A 15,212-nucleotide genomic window follows, 5' to 3' on the forward strand; every position below is an offset into this window, starting at 1 on the left:
GGTGCGTCCGAGTGGACTCGAACCACCGACCCCCACCATGTCAAGGTGGTGCTCTAACCAACTGAGCTACGGACGCAAATTGTTACTTCAGAGATTTGGTGCGTCCGAGTGGACTCGAACCACCGACCCCCACCATGTCAAGGTGGTGCTCTAACCAACTGAGCTACGGACGCACTGTTGCTATCTGGGTGACAGCGGGGACGAATATTAACGGCAGCCTGTACGCCTGGCAAGGAGAAAAAAGCTTTTTTCTACCTGATTGCTGCGCATCTGTGCGAAGCGCAGCAATTTTAATCATATTTCAGTGAAATCTACCGAAAAATTAGTGTGCTGCGCGCGCCAGAATACGTTCCGATGGCTGCCGCTGCAGGCGGATAATTCGCCAAATCATCATTATCGCCGAACTGGTTAGCCCAATAATAAAACCGCTCCAGAAGCCCGCCGGGCCCATCGGTGCCACAACCCAGTCGGTCATCGCCAGCACGTAGCCGCTGGGCAGGCCGAGCACCCAGTAGGCAATAAAGGTGATAAAGAAGATGGCGCGGGTATCTTTATAGCCGCGCAAAATACCGCTGCCAATCACCTGGATAGAATCCGAGAACTGATACACTGCCGCCAGCAGCATCAACTGTGCTGCCAGAGTCACAACCTCGGGATTGTCGTTATACAACAGGGCTATTTCGTGGCGGAAAGTGACCGTGAACAGCGCGGTCAGGCAGGCCATGCAAACGCCCACACCCTGCGCGGTCCAGGCCGCCACGCGTGCCTGCTCGGTTGAACCCTGGCCGAGGCGGAAACCGACGCGAATGGTCGTGGCTACGCCCAGCGACAGCGGGATAACAAACATCAGCGAACTGAAGTTCAGCGCAATCTGATGACCGGCGACCTTGACGATCCCCATCGGTGAAACCAGCAGGGCTACCACGGCGAACAGCGTGACTTCAAAGAACAGAGCCAGCGCAACCGGCAGTCCAAGGCCAACAAGGCGGCGCAGCACTTTCCAGTCAGGTGGGGAAAATGAACTTTCCAGACGAATATCGTGCATAAAGGCGGCACGGTTCACCCAGAACTTCATGGCAATAAACATCACCCAGTAGACCGAGGCCGTCGCCACGCCGCAGCCAACGCCGCCGAGGGCCGGCATGCCGAAATGTCCATAAATAAAAATGTAGTTAACCGGAATATTAACCAGTAGACCGATAAAACCCATCACCATGCCGGGTTTGGTTTTCGACAGCCCTTCACACTGATTACGTGCGACCTGGAAGAACAAATATCCTGGCGCACCCCATAGCAAAGCGTGCAGATAGCCGAGTGCCTTGGCTGACAGTTCCGGATCGACATTATGCATCGCGCCAATCAGATAGCCCGCATTGTAGAGCACCACCATAATAATGAGCGATGAGAAACCCGCCAGCCAGTAACCCTGGCGAACCTGCCAGGCAATGCGATCGCGTCGGCCTGAGCCGTTGAGCTGCGCCACCACCGGCGTTAAGGCCAGAATCAGGCCGTGGCCAAAAAGAATGGTAGGCAACCAGATTGAGGTTCCCACTGCAACGGCGGCCATATCCGTGGCGCTAACGGCACCGGCCATCACTGTATCGACAAAACCCATGGACGTTTGCGCAACCTGCGCAAGGATCACGGGAATTGCCAGCATTAATAACTGACGCGCCTCTGTGAGGTACTTCTGCACGTAATACACCTTTATTTTAATTGTGGAGGGGTTTTAGCTGGGGAATACACGGCGTTTGCTCATTGCCACAGCATAGCAGGCCGCTTAGTGTAGTGTCCGTAGACGAATTAGCCAATAAGCTGCCGTAAGAATAGCTCTTCATGTCACGCAAACGGTTCTCAGTTAAGTTGGCTTTAAGTGGCTGCCAGGGCAAACTAGTGCCAGCGACAACACATTAATAGAGGCATAGCTATGTTTACCGGAATTGTGCAGGGCACTGCTGAAGTGCTGGCAATTGAAGAGAAACCCAATTTTCGCACCCATATCATAAAAATGCCGGAAGCTCTGCTGCCCGGACTGGAACTGGGTGCATCGGTTTCCCATAACGGCTGCTGCCTGACGGTGACGGAAGTCAACGGCGATCGCGTAAGTTTCGATCTGGTTAAAGAAACGCTGCGTATTACCAACCTGGGCGATCTGAAAGAAGGGGATACGGTAAACGTTGAGCGCGCAGCCAAATTCAGCGATGAAATCGGCGGTCATCTGATGTCAGGTCATATTATGACCACGGCAGAAATCAGCAAAATTATTACTTCGGAAAATAACCGGGAAATCTGGTTTAAGGTGCAGGACGCCAGCCAGATGAAATACATTTTGCATAAGGGCTTTGTTGGCATTGACGGTATTAGCCTGACGGTAGGTGAAGTCACCAAAACCCGCTTCTGCGTTCACCTTATTCCTGAAACGCTGGCGCGCACCACGCTGGGCGCGAAACGTCTGGGTCATCGGGTGAATATTGAGATCGATCCGCACACGCAGGCGATTGTTGAAACGGTTGAGCGCGTGCTGGCACAGCGCGAAGCTGCACTGCTGGCAGCAGCCGCGGCTGAAGAATCCGCTGAGTAAATTCAGCCGGTCCGTCAGCGATCGCATCACGCTGTTGCTACGTTTTTAAATAAGCAGCGTCTGGTTCCAGCCAGAGCGTATTTGCGCAGGGGATACTTCTTTGCGTGCAGCATCAGAGGCCTCGTTTTTCTGACGATAAAAAAGCCGCTATCTGATAATGATAGCGGCTTACGTATTATTTCAATGCCGTACAGTGCAAAGACAGCCTGTAATGCTCCCCATTATTGGCTGTCTTTTTCTGCTATAGCGATATCACCGCGCCACGCGCAGTCCACCATCAGCCCCATGAGTGAAGACAACCTGCCACAGTTGAATATCACGTGCGCGGAAGGCTCCTGCACAGGCGTTAAGATAGTAGCTAAACATACGCTTAAACCGTTCCCCATAGTTATCCGCAATCTGCGGCCACGCCGCGAGGAAACGGTGGTACCAGGCCATTAGCGTCAGATCGTAATCTGCGCCGATATTGTGCCAGTCCTCCATCACAAAATGCGGTTCGCTGGCATTGGCAATATGCCTTACCGACGGCAGACAGCCATTGGGGAATATATATTTGTTGATCCAGGGATCAACATTCTCATCGGTTTTATTTGCCCCGATGGTATGCAGCAGGAAAATACCATCAGGTTTTAAATTACGATCGACCACGGAGAAATAGGTCGCGTAATTTTTAGGCCCAACGTGCTCAAACATACCCACTGAAACAATGCGGTCGAACTGCTGGTTCAGATCGCGATAATCCTGCAAAAGGATTGTCACATCCAACCCTTCACAACGCTGCTGAGCCATTTTTTGCTGTTCGGCAGAAATGGTAACCCCAAACACGCTGACGCCGTAATGACGAGCGGCATATTCCGCCAGTCCGCCCCAGCCGCAGCCAATATCCAGCAGCGACATGCCGGGGGCCAGCTCAAGCTTCTCGCAGATCATTTTTAGCTTCGCTTCCTGCGCCTGTTCCAGCGTCTCTGCTTCTTTCCAGTAACCGCAGGAATACTGCATATACGGATCAAGCATCAGCGAAAACAGATCGTTACCTAAATCATAGTGCTCTTTACCGACAATCCAGGCCCTTTTTCGCGACTGGAGGTTGGTCAGGCGAGCGGCGGCAACACGAAGCGTGTCTTTAAAATGGTGGGGGAGTTGTTGATCGAGTCTTGCCAGCAGCACACGCTGGAAAAAAGTATCCAGCCGATCGCACTGCCACCAGCCGTCCATATAACTTTCACCCAACCCCAGCGAGCCTTCCTGCAGCACGCGTTTAAAAAAGTTGGGATTACTGATTCGGATATCCCATGGACGGGAACCGTTTATTTCTATGTCAGCCTTGCGCAACATCTCCTGGACAATTCGGTACCACTGGTTGTCTTCCAGGCTCACTTCTTCTATACACGATGAACTCATTAGCTTCTCCATCACCCTGTGTGATTGAAACCTGAGAAAAGGATAGTCAATTTCTACAGATTTATGAGAAAACTCACGGCAGAGCCGCAGTCTGATATCCGACGTTAACAGAGGACTGAATTATAACCGGCAGAGGCTGAAACAGACGTAACATAACAGAACGGTATGACAGCCTTGTCAGTAAAAAAACACCGAACACCGCCAAAGCGATCTCCGGATTTAAATGTTGGTAACTTGTTATTTTATAGTGCCTGACGAGTATATGCTCCCGTCAGACAATATTCAATGCATTATTGTTAGCTTGCTAACCAAGTGATTTTACAGCATATCACCCTGCATTTTCCATCGCTTGCAGAGCCATTTTTCTCGCGGCTTTGCGCTGCATCAGATAGCCAATTGTAGCCAGTAAAATGGTCAGTAACATGACACGCACAGTGGTTTCTAGCGGTGATTCAATCCAGGTTGAAACGGCAAGACTGGCGATAAAGCACAGTCCAAGCTGCAGCATATTTTGCAATGCGGCGGCTTTCCCCGTTGCCTGTGGGAACGGCAGCAGGGCGCTGGACACCACCACCGGATAAATTGCACCACTGGCCATCGACATGACGCAGAACGGCGTGAGCAGACTGTACAAAGATGGCGCCTGCTGCTGCGCGGCGATAAACAGCGCGATAACCCCCAGGCTAAAGCACAGCAGCATCCACGGCAGCAGCTGCCCGCCGGAGAAACGATTTAGCAGTGCGCGACAGCCAAAGCCACCAATCAGAAAGGCAATAGTCTGCGGCACATAGCTCAGACCGATATCGGCAGGAGACAGGCCCAGATTACCGAGGATAAACGGTGAGCCGGTCAGCCAGGCAAAGAAGCTGGCGGAACAGGCGGCAAACACCAGCACGTTACCGCTGTATACCGGGGATTTCAACAGCGTCAGGAAACCAGGTGCCGGGCCCTTAGCTGCCGCTTTCTCTGCGGATGCACGGCCGGACAGGCGCAGTGTGGGGATCAGCAAGATCACGCTAATCAACAGCAGCGCAACAAAGATTGCCCGCCAGGAAAAATGCTCCAGCAGCCAGGCCCCCATCAGCGGTGCCAGCGCCGGTGAAAGCGCAACCAGCGGCATAATGGTGGCGAATACGCGTTTTGCCTGCTCGGCGCTGTAGCGATCGACAACCAGGGCCTGCCAGCTTACGGCGGCGGCACACACACCCACAGCCTGCATGAAACGGAAAAACAGCAGCCATGGGGCGGAATGCACCCACATCATGGCAGCACAGCCGATGGCGAACATTCCCAGCCCCACCAGCAGCACGGGCTTGCGGCCAAGGCGGTCGGACAGTGATCCCCAAATCAGCTGTGCGCAGGCAAAGCCGGCAAGGAAGATGCTCAGGCTGGCGCTGATAACGCCAGAACCGGTGGCAAGATCCTGCTGCATCTCACCAAAAGCGGGCAGGTACATATCGGTAGCAAGGAAACCCAGCATGCTCAGCATGGCCAGATAAACGATAAAGAATTTTGAAGGCATATTTTACTCGTACAGGGCAGTTTTTTATCGCAGGGAGTGTAAAGGGATGCACTTACGCTTGTGAAACGCTAATATTCGTCAGTTCCGTTGAAAAAATTTGCAGGCAAAGCGATGTGGTCAGAACATTCTCTGGAAGTGATTGAAGCCGTTGCCAGAACCGGCAGTTTTACCGCCGCAGCGGCTGAGCTTCACCGCGTGCCTTCTGCGGTGAGCTATACCGTACGCCAGCTGGAGCAGTGGCTGGCCGTCAGCCTGTTTGAGCGCCGCCATCGCGATGTGGTACTGACAGAAGCGGGACGGGTGTTCAGCGAAGAAGGGCGTTTTGTTATCAAAAAAATGCTTGCCACACGACGCCGCTGTCAGCAGGTGGCTAACGGCTGGCGCGGTCAGATTAATATCGCCGTTGACCGCATCGTCAGGCCGCAGCGTACCCGTCAGCTTATCGTCGATTTCTACCGTCACTTCCCCGATATGGAACTGCATATCTTCCCCGAAGTGTTTAACGGCGTATGGGATGCGCTGGCGGATGGCCGCGTTGATGCGGCTATCGGGGCTACGCAGGCGGTGCCGGTGGGCGGGCGCTTCGCCTTTCGCGATATGGGCAGCCTTAACTGGCGCTGTGTCGTGCAGGCGGATCATCCCTTATTGCAACAGACGGGACCGCTTAGCGACGATCTGCTGCGGGAATGGCCATCTCTGACGCTGGAGGACACCTCGCGCGCGTTGCCGAAGCGTAACACCTGGACGCTGGATAATCAGCGGCGGCTGGTGGTCCCGGACTGGGACAGCGCGTTAGACTGCCTGCGCGCCGGACTGTGCGTCGGCATGATCCCGGGGCACTTTGCCCAGGGTTGGATTGCTGAAGGGGGAATTGCGGAACTGACGCTGGCAAACCCGTTCCCGATCAGCCCATGCTGCTTGAGTTGGTCGGAACAGAGTGCATCACCGGCGCTGCGCTGGCTGCTGGATTATGTTGGCGACAGCGATACGCTGAATGCTGAATGGCTGAGTGAACCGTCCGCCTGAGCGAACGGTAAACGAGCAAGGGATTAGCGGCGATAGTCGCGGAACGGACCATCGGCCACGGAGCGGCGTTCAATCAGTGACGGATGAACTTCAATGGTCTGCGGTTCTTCACGCTTGCTGGTGATGCGATCGAGCAGCATATCGAACGCGGTTTCTCCCAGCCGCTCTTTCGGCTGGTGCACCGTGGTCAGCGCCGGTGTGAAATAGCGTGCGTTGCGCACGTTATCATAGCCGATCACTGAAATATCCTGTGGAACGCGCAGGCCCATCTCGTCCGCGGCGCAAATTGCACCCATCGCCATGACGTCGCCGCCGCAGAAGATGGCGGTCGGGCGCTGTTTCTGCCCCAGAATCTGCTGCATGGCCCGATAGCCGGATTCAGGTTCAAAGTCGCCCTGAACCAGCCACTCTTCACGCAGTGTAATCCCGGCTTCGTTCAGCGCCTTGAGGAACCCCGCATGGCGACCGCCGCCGGTGTTACGCTCCAGCTGTCCCGGGATGGCACCGATATCACGATGCCCACGCTCAATCAGATAACGCCCGGCCAGATAGCCGCCTTCAAAGGCGTTATCCAGCACGGTATCGGTGAAATCTCCGCGCGATTCACCCCAGTCCATGACCACCATCGGGATATTGCGGTGGTCTTCCAGCATCGAGATTAATGAATCCGGGTACTCAGAGCACATCACCAGCAGCCCGTCGACGCGCTTCTGCGCCATCATCGACAGATAAGCCTGCTGTTTGTTCAGGTCGTTATGTGCATTCCCAAGGATCAGGGTATAGCCTTTGGCAAAGCAGCGGTTTTCCACGGCTTCAATAATTTCGGCAAAATAGGGCGCTTCGCTGGAGGTGGCGAGCAGGCCGATGGTTTTGGTGTGGTTGACCTTCAGACTGCGTGCCACGGCGCTGGGGGAATAGTGCAATTCCTTAATTGCTGCCCACACCGCTTCACGGGTCTCTTCGGCTACAAAGCGCGTTTTATTAATTACGTGGGAAACCGTGGTTGTAGACACCCCGGCTCGCTTTGCCACATCCTTAATTGTTGCCATTAAACTTATGCTCCTGGTGTTATCGTAACTATTTGATAACAGGTTGGTTAAACGTTTGCCTGGGTGCAGCCTTTTCCCACCAGACCAAAGTGGTTTGGATGCTGTCGCAACGGGTCGGAAAGGGGAAAAAATCGTCCGTAGAGTGACTGCAGAGCTGGCAAAAACCGTTATCCGCTACTGTTGCGCAACGGAAAAGAGGAATTCTAACAAGGCTGCGCAGAGAAAACGAGATTTTTACGGGGAACTGTGGGAAAATCTTTGTGCATACATTTTGCAGGGTTATTAAGGAGAGACGATGAGTACCGATCTGAAATTCTCACTGCTGACCACGGTGGGTGCGCTACTGATGATTATTGCATTTAGCTTTACGGCTATTCTGCACTAAAAAAATCGGGAGGAGCATGGCTCCTCCCGATTAGCAATTCAGCAATCGCTTACCGCGTTGCGCAATCAGCGAATTGTTTTTGGCGTCATCATTCGACGGGCACCAATATAGTGCTCCTGCCAGTAATCATCGCCCAGCGCGCTTACCTGAATGTCTTTGCCGGTTCTCGGTGACTGAATGAATTTTCCACCACCAAGATATACGCCAACGTGATCGGCGGTACCGCGTCCGTTGATGCGGAAGAACACCAGGTCGCCTTTCTCCAGTTTATCGCGTTTGATCGGCGCAGCATCGCGCAGGTGATACATCTCATTTGCCGTACGCGGGATCTTAAACTTCACCAGGTCCTTATAGGCATACCACACCAGTCCGCTACAGTCGAAACCGGTTGACGGTGATGCGCCTCCCCACTGGTAGGGTTTACCCAACTGGCCCATCAGTTTGTTCATCGCCGTTTCACGCGCTTTCTGATAGCGCGCGCGGTGCGCTTTGCTCAACTTCAGCGGTGATTCAGGGGATTCAGCCTCATCGCGCTCGATAGCACGCAGCGGGCCTTTCTTGCCTTTTTTGGTCTGTAAAGAGGCGAGACGCTCGCGGCCGTAGCGTTTTTTCTCCATCTTACCGATGTGGGTGGTTTTTACTTCGCGTGAGGCCGTCGCTTCCTGGCTCTTTTTCAGCTTTGCCTTCTGGGTAGCAGAAACTTTGGTTTTCTTAAGCGCAGGCTCTTTGGTTTTTTTAATGAGGGGTTCTTTGACTTTTTTCGTGGCAGCCGCTTTAACCGGCCGACGCTTGCGGCGTTCATCCTCACGCGCAGAGTTGTGGTCAACTTTATGCTGATTTGCGTTAACGGGAGCATGAGGCGATGCATGCGCCATATTAAAGAACAGCTGGGCAAAGGCCAGCATGCTAAGCGTGATGATTAAACGCAACGTTCCCATTAACAGTTAAACTCAGTGTAATGACTGCATGGCAATCGAAAAAGAATTCTGCAATTTGCAGGGGTTAGGGCAATTCTAATCTAACTTCTTAACAAAAGGTAAGGTGTTTTTTGTTTCAATAAGACAGATTAAGTAAATGGTGAATTATTGAACGCAATCAGCTGCTTAACTCAACAAAAAAAAGTAATCCAACATCGAGAAACGCTGCAACGATGATAGGAAAATGTTATTTTGTTTTCATAATTTTGCATTTTGTTGCGTTCTGTTCATCAGGGCTGCATAAAATGTCGTTTTCAACGGCGGAGCAGAATCGCTACAATAACTAAACACGAAGTATCGTACTGAGGAAGTCATTTATGAGTACTGTTGAAAAAATTCAGCGCCAGATCGCAGAAAACCCAATCCTGCTGTATATGAAAGGTTCTCCAAAGCTGCCAAGCTGCGGATTCTCCGCACAGGCCGTTCAGGCTCTTTCTGCCTGCGGCGAACGTTTTGCCTACGTTGATATCCTGCAGAACCCGGATATTCGTGCTGAACTGCCGCGTTACGCTAACTGGCCAACCTTCCCACAGCTGTGGGTTGACGGCGAGCTGGTCGGTGGCTGCGATATCATTATCGAAATGTTCCAGCGCGGTGAACTGCAGCAGCTGATCAAAGAGACTGCGCAGAAGTACCCAGCCCCCGCTGCTGAATAAGCCGGTGGCAATAAAAAAACCCTGCTAAGCAGGGTTTTTTTTCGTCTTTATATTGTCAGCGCGGTGGTTAATGCACGCCGCAGAGTTAATACGGCTCAGGACTCCGCTTCCGGCACGGCCAGTGGCCAGCCGCCCAGACGCTTCCAGCGGTTGACCAGCTCACAGAATAAATCTGCCGTCTGTGTAGTGTCGTACAGCGCGGAGTGCGCCTGGCTACTGTCAAAGGTGATTCCGGCCGCGATGCAGGCTTTAGCCAGTACGGTCTGCCCAACAACCAGTCCACTGAGCGCGGCGGTATCAAAGGTCACAAAGGGATGGAAGGGATTGCGCTTCAGGCTGGCACGTTCCGCCGCCGCATTCATAAAGTTCAGATCGAATGTGGCGTTGTGCGCCACCATAATCGCTCTGCTGCAGCCGGTATCCTTAATCCCTTTACGAACCAGCTTAAAGATGGCGTGCAGCGCTTCATATTCGCTGACGGCACCGCGCAGGGGGTTGCTGGGATCGATGCCGTTAAAGGCCAGCGCTTCCGGCTGTAAAACTGAACCGACAAAAGGCTCTACGTGAAAATGCAGGGTTTCATCTTTCTCCAGCCAGCCATCTTCATTCATTTTTAAGGTGACGGCGGCGATTTCCAGCAGTGCGTTCGTTTTGGCATCAAATCCCGCAGTTTCCACATCGATCACTACCGGATAGAAACCGCGAAAGCGGCTGCTCAGAGTATTCAGTTCATTTAATTCAGACATCAGCTTCTCATTGGCGCAAAAAGGCAGGGCGTATTATGGCAAACTTTGCTACGTGATGCAGCAGGCAGGTGAGAAGGAGGGCCCGCAGGCCCTCAGAGGAACTTAATTGCCCAGGCCGTGACCGGCGTGTTTATTCTCAATCAGTTCAATCTTGTAGCCATCCGGATCTTCAACAAAGGCGATGATCGTGGTGCCGCCTTTAACCGGGCCGGCTTCGCGGGTGACGTTACCGCCGTCGTTGCGAATGCGATCGCAGGTTGCGGCAACATCATCCACGCCCAGCGCGATATGGCCATAGGCGTTACCGAGATCGTAGCTGTCCACGCCCCAGTTGTAGGTCAGTTCGATAACGGCACCTTCGCTCTCTTCGGTGTAGCCAACGAAGGCGAGGGTGTACTTATATTCGGTATTTTCACTGGTACGCAGCAGACGCATGCCCAGCACTTTGGTGTAGAAATCGATAGAACGTTGCAGGTCGCCAACGCGCAGCATGGTGTGAAGTAAACGCATAACATCCTCTTTTTTTTGGCGTCATCGGCGGATGACGTTAGAAAAACAGTATAGCGATAATCGTTACGACTGCGAGTGTCGTAGCAATTATCGCTATTAAAACAATCTATTATATCACAAATGTGCCGCTTAACTTAGCGCAATTATCCTAAGACAGGATAATCCGTATAGCCTTCTGCGCCGCCGCCGTAGAACGTTTCCGGACGCGGTTCGTTGAACGGCGCGCCAGCCTGCAGGCGCTCGACCAGGTCCGGGTTAGAAATATAGCTGCGGCCAAAGGCAACTGCATCAATCAGCCCGCGTTCGATCAGGTCTTCTGCTTTTTCAGCACTGTAACCGCCCGCACCGACGATCACGCCGGGATACACGGCGCGAATCGCCTGACGGAAGCTTTCGGTATACGGTTTGCCGCCGGCCCAGTCCGGTTCTGAAATATGCAGATAGGCCAGGTTGCGTTTTGCCAGTTCGGCAATGTAATACAGCGCCGCTTCTTCCTGATCTTCGCCGTTATCCAGGCCGTTAAACGGGCCGAGTGGTGAAATACGGATACCGATACGATCGGCGCTCCAGCCGTCGATGGCGGCATCAACCACTTCCAGTGCGAAACGGGTGCGATTTTCAATACTGCCGCCATACTGGTCCTCGCGCTGGTTAGATGCCGGGGAGAGGAACTGATGAATCAGGTAGCCGTGCGCGGAGTGCAGCTCAACCAGATCGAAATCCGCTTCGCGCGCGTTAATCACCGCCTGGCGGAAGTCGGCAACGATGCCGGCAACCTCGGCAGTGCTTAGCGCGCGTGGGGTAGATGTTGCTTCACGCAGCGGTTTACCTTCAGCATCGCGCAGCGAGGTGCGGGTTTCGGCATTAATCGCCGAGGCGGATACGGGTGCTGCGCCTTCAGGTTGCAGGCTGTTGTGCGATATACGCCCGGTATGCCACAGCTGAACCGCGCTGTGACCGCCATCCTGGTGGATACCCTGGTTAATCGCCTTCCATGCGGCAATCTGTTCCGGACTGTGCAGCCCCGGCGCACCGGCGTAGCCTTTCGCCTGGAAAGTAATTTGAGTGGCTTCGGTAATAATTAATCCAGAGGACGCACGCTGGCGGTAATACTCGCCCATCAGCGGCGTGGGGATATCGCCTGGCTCAATGCTACGCAGGCGGGTTAACGGGGCCATAAAAATGCGGTTTGGCACGGTGATCGCGCCGGTTTTTAATGGGGTAAACAGTTTATTCAAAGCCATAACTTACTCCTGGTAGACCGGTCGACTAGTAAGGGCGTTTTTTTTTAAATCGCCTGAAGAATACGTGTCATTTGCTGCACGGCAATCTGTAAAGGCGCACTGTCGCGGCGAATTTTGCACTGCAGGCTTGCGCCAAGCCACAGCATATAAAGCGTTTCTGCCGTGGAGGAGGCGGAGACGGCAGGTGACAGTTTTTCCTGCTGCTGCGCCTTTTCCAGCGCGGAGGTCAGTTCACCAATCAAAGCCGCTGAACCCGCCGCCAGCGCGTTGCGCATCTCTTCCGACAGGTCGCAAACCTCAGCGGAGAGCTTAACGGAAAGGCAACCAGCAAACTGATGTTCCTGCCACCAGCTGCACGACTGCTGATAATATTCCAGCACCCGCTGACGCGCATCGCCCTGATGTTCCGCAAGGAACGCGCTCAGGTTCTGCACATATCGAGCGAAGTAGCGCTCCAGCATTGCCACTCCAAACGCTTCTTTGGAGGGGAAATAGTAGTAAAACGACCCTTTTGGCACTTCAGCTTTTTTTAGCAGCTCGATCAGCCCCGTGCCGTTAAAGCCGCTCTGCACGCAGAGCTGCTCACCGGTATTGAGGATATGTTCGCGCGTATCAAATCGGGTCGTTTTATTCATCGCAGCAGAGTACCCGACCGAATGGTCGATTTCAACCTGCGCTGATGGGTGGGGCACGATCCGCCTGGCATTTTCCTCAAGCGCTTTTACGACAGCCCTGGAGCATATCCAGATTTTGCTGATACTCATTCGTTTGTATGTTGAGCATGCCGAGCAGCGTATGGAAGATATTATCCTGCGACACCGGCTGGCTTTCTGCCTGTTGCTGCAGACAGGATGAATTGATGCTAAACGCGCTTTCATAATCCGGTGACAGCCACAGCAGGAACGGAATATGCGTTTGCTGCTCAGGTGCGAACAGATACGGTGCGCCGTGCAGATACATCCCGCGTTCGCCCAGTGATTCACCATGATCGGAGAGATAGACCATCGCGACGTTAAATTTACTGCTGTAACTTTTCAGCAGCGTGATGGTGCTGTCGAGCATCGAATCAGTATACAAAATGCTGTTGTCATAGGTGTTGATCAGCGCCTGACGATCGCAATCCTGGATCTGATTACTGTCGCAGGTCGGTGTGAACTGACGCATTGCAGCAGGATAGCGCTGGTAGTAGGCCGGACCGTGGCTGCCCATCTGGTGCAGCACGATAATCGAATCATCCTTAATGCTGTCGATATAGTTGTTCAGGCGGTGCAGCAGCACATCATCCAGGCAGAAGTCGCTTTTGCACAGTTCATTAACCTGCCATTTGGTCATATCCGTATGCGGTACGCGATCGCAGGCACCTTTACAGCCGCCGTCGTTTTCACGCCACAGTACGTTAACACCGGCATGCGCCATGATATCCAACAGCCCTTCCTGATGACGAGCAAGCCCGGCATCATATTGTGTGCGAGGCATATTGGAGAACATGCACGGAACGGAAATCGCCGTTTCAGTTCCACAGGAAGTGGCGTTCTTATAATAGATAACGTTATCGCCTTTCAGTTTAGGATTCGTTTCCCTTGGATAACCGCCCAGAGAGAAATTCTCCGCTCGGGCCGTTTCACCCAGCACGAATACCACCAGCGTCTTTTTCTTTTCTGCGCTAATGATCGGACCTTTACGGGCATCAAGACCGATTTTTACCAGCTGCTGACTGCCGGCAAACCAGCGATCGTGCGTGTAGTGACCAATACCGCTGGCAACGTTAGCCGGAGTAATCATCTTCACCAGGCCTTTATTGTTGCGCACCATCGACGCGTAGTCTTTATAGAAGAGCGCCGCCATCATCAGAATCAGCAGGATAGCCGCTAGCGAACTGACCGAACGCCAGATGATCGATGCCCACCATGGGCGTGAAGATTCAATCTTAACCCGCCACATTACCGCGACCGGCAGCAGTCCGAGCAGTGTCAGCCAGATAAGATAACGCGTGCTGAACAGCGAGGTGGCTTCCTGAATGTCGGTTTCAAACACATTCTGGATCATATTGGTGTCAATCACCGTGCCGAAACTGTACATAAAGTAGTTAGCGGCGGCGCTGAACAGGATAAGTAAGGTTAACAGTGGCTTACGTACCCATGGCAGGGCGAACAGATTAAAGATCAACAGAAAGGCGCAGAACAGCACCAGCGGAATAGAGGCCGAAAAAAAATAGTCCTGTAGGCCAACATAAGGAAAGGTCTGCCACGCGCGCAGCAGAAATACACCGTTAAGGGCAAAAGTAAACAGCAGCGCAGCACAAAGATTAAAAGTAAGATCGTTACAACGTAACTTTAAAAAAGATTTCATGGTATTCCAGTCGCAGTGTTATCTGCGTGCAGAATAACGATGAAACCTTAGATGAACCTTAAATGCGATGTGAACCGTCTGGCCTGCCTGAGGCAGGCCGGGGGGATCAGTATGCGGCGGTGAACTGCTGACGAATATGCTGCGGATTTTCAATTTCATCGACAATAGCCACGGCCAGGTCGGCAACGCTAATCGAAGCCGGATGTTCACCGTTCATCAGCAGTGACGTGGTCCCGAGGCGGAAAGTGCCGGTACGTGGCCCCGGTTCGAGCATCGCGGCGGGTGACAAATAGGTCCAGTCCAGCGCCTGCTCTTCTGCCTGGAGACGGTTACGCAGGTCACGAGCGCCCAGCGCACCGGGCTTGATGTTGGCCGGAAAGACTTCGGTATCAACCAGCTCAACGCCGGGTGCCACTTCCAGGCTCCCTGCGCCGCCCACTACAAGCAGGCGCTTCACGCCGCTGGCTTTTACCGCCTGCAGGATAAGGCCGCTTCCACGGGTGAACTTCTCATACAGATCGCTTTCCGCCCAGCCAGGATTGTAGGCGCTGATAACCGCATCCTGGTCTTTCAGGACGCCGCTGAGCCACTGCACGTCGTGAACGTCACCTTGTGCAACGGTCAGGCCGGATTGCGCTGCCAGTTTATCCGCAGAACGAGAGACGGCAATGACCTGATGTCCGCGCGACAGGGCTTCTTTGACGATTTCAGGGCCGACAAATCCGGTTGCGCCAATGATGGTAAGTTTCATGAAGTCATTCCTTAT

At 53.4% G+C, this 15,212-nt stretch carries 15 protein-coding genes and 2 tRNA genes; 4 read left to right on the forward strand and 13 right to left on the reverse strand.

Annotation, left to right across the window (positions count from 1 at the left end; translation table 11 throughout):
• Positions 1-2: 2 nt before the first annotated feature.
• The 3 genes from OMR58_RS24270 to OMR58_RS24280 all read right to left on the reverse strand — a co-directional run bounded on the left by OMR58_RS24270 (position 3) and on the right by OMR58_RS24280 (position 1,696).
• A tRNA-Val gene (locus OMR58_RS24270) sits at positions 3-76 on the reverse strand.
• A gap of 20 nt (positions 77-96) precedes the next feature.
• Positions 97-173: transfer RNA gene (locus OMR58_RS24275), tRNA-Val, on the reverse strand.
• Positions 174-322: 149 nt separating this feature from the next.
• Positions 323-1,696, reverse strand: coding sequence for an MATE family efflux transporter (locus OMR58_RS24280; RefSeq protein WP_200558610.1), 1,374 nt, complete (start codon positions 1,694-1,696; stop codon positions 323-325).
• A gap of 231 nt (positions 1,697-1,927) precedes the next feature.
• Here OMR58_RS24280 and OMR58_RS24285 point away from each other — a divergent pair, with 231 nt between their 5' ends.
• Entirely contained in the window at positions 1,928-2,581 is a 654-nt protein-coding gene (locus OMR58_RS24285) for a riboflavin synthase subunit alpha (protein ID WP_105594967.1), read from the forward strand.
• A 252-nt stretch (positions 2,582-2,833) separates the two neighbouring features.
• Here OMR58_RS24285 and cfa read toward each other — a convergent pair whose 3' ends face one another.
• Together cfa and punC are read right to left on the reverse strand one after the other, a co-directional pair.
• The gene (gene cfa, locus OMR58_RS24290) at positions 2,834-3,982 is read right to left on the reverse strand and encodes a cyclopropane fatty acyl phospholipid synthase (protein ID WP_264547182.1); all 1,149 of its coding nucleotides are present in this window, start codon (positions 3,980-3,982) and stop codon (positions 2,834-2,836) included.
• 328 nt (positions 3,983-4,310) lie between these two features.
• Positions 4,311-5,504 (reverse strand): purine nucleoside transporter PunC, encoded by a 1,194-nt coding sequence (gene punC, locus OMR58_RS24295; protein WP_264547183.1) that lies wholly within the window; start codon positions 5,502-5,504, stop codon positions 4,311-4,313.
• A gap of 111 nt (positions 5,505-5,615) precedes the next feature.
• Here punC and punR point away from each other — a divergent pair, with 111 nt between their 5' ends.
• On the forward strand, positions 5,616-6,530 hold the full coding sequence (punR, locus tag OMR58_RS24300) for a DNA-binding transcriptional activator PunR (protein ID WP_264547184.1): 915 nt from the start codon (positions 5,616-5,618) through the stop codon (positions 6,528-6,530).
• Positions 6,531-6,553: 23 nt separating this feature from the next.
• Here the strand turns inward: punR and purR are convergent, their stop codons facing one another.
• Positions 6,554-7,579: an HTH-type transcriptional repressor PurR gene (gene purR, locus OMR58_RS24305; RefSeq protein ID WP_105594963.1), complete on the reverse strand. Its 1,026-nt coding sequence runs from the start codon at positions 7,577-7,579 to the stop codon at positions 6,554-6,556.
• 295 nt (positions 7,580-7,874) lie between these two features.
• On the opposite strand from purR, the gene cydH reads away from it, so the two are divergent.
• Positions 7,875-7,964 (forward strand): cytochrome bd-I oxidase subunit CydH, encoded by a 90-nt coding sequence (cydH, locus tag OMR58_RS24310; RefSeq protein ID WP_105594962.1) that lies wholly within the window; start codon positions 7,875-7,877, stop codon positions 7,962-7,964.
• A gap of 65 nt (positions 7,965-8,029) precedes the next feature.
• On the opposite strand, the gene OMR58_RS24315 is transcribed toward cydH, so the two are convergent.
• On the reverse strand, positions 8,030-8,893 hold the full coding sequence (locus tag OMR58_RS24315) for a C40 family peptidase (RefSeq protein ID WP_234471644.1): 864 nt from the start codon (positions 8,891-8,893) through the stop codon (positions 8,030-8,032).
• 365 nt (positions 8,894-9,258) lie between these two features.
• On the opposite strand from OMR58_RS24315, the gene OMR58_RS24320 reads away from it, so the two are divergent.
• Positions 9,259-9,597 (forward strand): Grx4 family monothiol glutaredoxin, encoded by a 339-nt coding sequence (locus tag OMR58_RS24320; RefSeq protein ID WP_105594960.1) that lies wholly within the window; start codon positions 9,259-9,261, stop codon positions 9,595-9,597.
• 95 nt (positions 9,598-9,692) lie between these two features.
• Here OMR58_RS24320 and rnt read toward each other — a convergent pair whose 3' ends face one another.
• The 6 genes from rnt to OMR58_RS24350 all read right to left on the reverse strand — a co-directional run bounded on the left by rnt (position 9,693) and on the right by OMR58_RS24350 (position 15,197).
• Positions 9,693-10,343: a ribonuclease T gene (gene rnt / locus OMR58_RS24325; RefSeq protein ID WP_105594959.1), complete on the reverse strand. Its 651-nt coding sequence runs from the start codon at positions 10,341-10,343 to the stop codon at positions 9,693-9,695.
• Between the two features lie 102 nt (positions 10,344-10,445).
• Positions 10,446-10,853 carry a lactoylglutathione lyase gene (gene gloA / locus OMR58_RS24330; RefSeq protein WP_105594958.1) on the reverse strand — a complete coding sequence of 136 codons (408 nt, stop codon included), beginning with the start codon at positions 10,851-10,853 and terminating at the stop codon, positions 10,446-10,448.
• 143 nt (positions 10,854-10,996) lie between these two features.
• On the reverse strand, positions 10,997-12,097 hold the full coding sequence (locus OMR58_RS24335) for an alkene reductase (RefSeq protein WP_200558612.1): 1,101 nt from the start codon (positions 12,095-12,097) through the stop codon (positions 10,997-10,999).
• A 44-nt stretch (positions 12,098-12,141) separates the two neighbouring features.
• A complete protein-coding gene (locus tag OMR58_RS24340; protein ID WP_200558973.1) occupies positions 12,142-12,732 on the reverse strand; it encodes a TetR/AcrR family transcriptional regulator in 591 nt (196 codons plus the stop codon).
• Positions 12,733-12,808: 76 nt separating this feature from the next.
• A complete protein-coding gene (gene eptA, locus OMR58_RS24345; protein ID WP_264547185.1) occupies positions 12,809-14,446 on the reverse strand; it encodes a phosphoethanolamine transferase EptA in 1,638 nt (545 codons plus the stop codon).
• A 106-nt stretch (positions 14,447-14,552) separates the two neighbouring features.
• Positions 14,553-15,197, reverse strand: coding sequence for an NAD(P)-dependent oxidoreductase (locus OMR58_RS24350; RefSeq protein ID WP_264547186.1), 645 nt, complete (start codon positions 15,195-15,197; stop codon positions 14,553-14,555).
• Positions 15,198-15,212: the final 15 nt, after the last annotated feature.

The organism is Erwinia sp. INIA01, assembly GCF_025947915.1.
GTDB classification, from domain to species: Bacteria; Pseudomonadota; Gammaproteobacteria; order Enterobacterales; family Enterobacteriaceae; genus Erwinia; species Erwinia coffeiphila.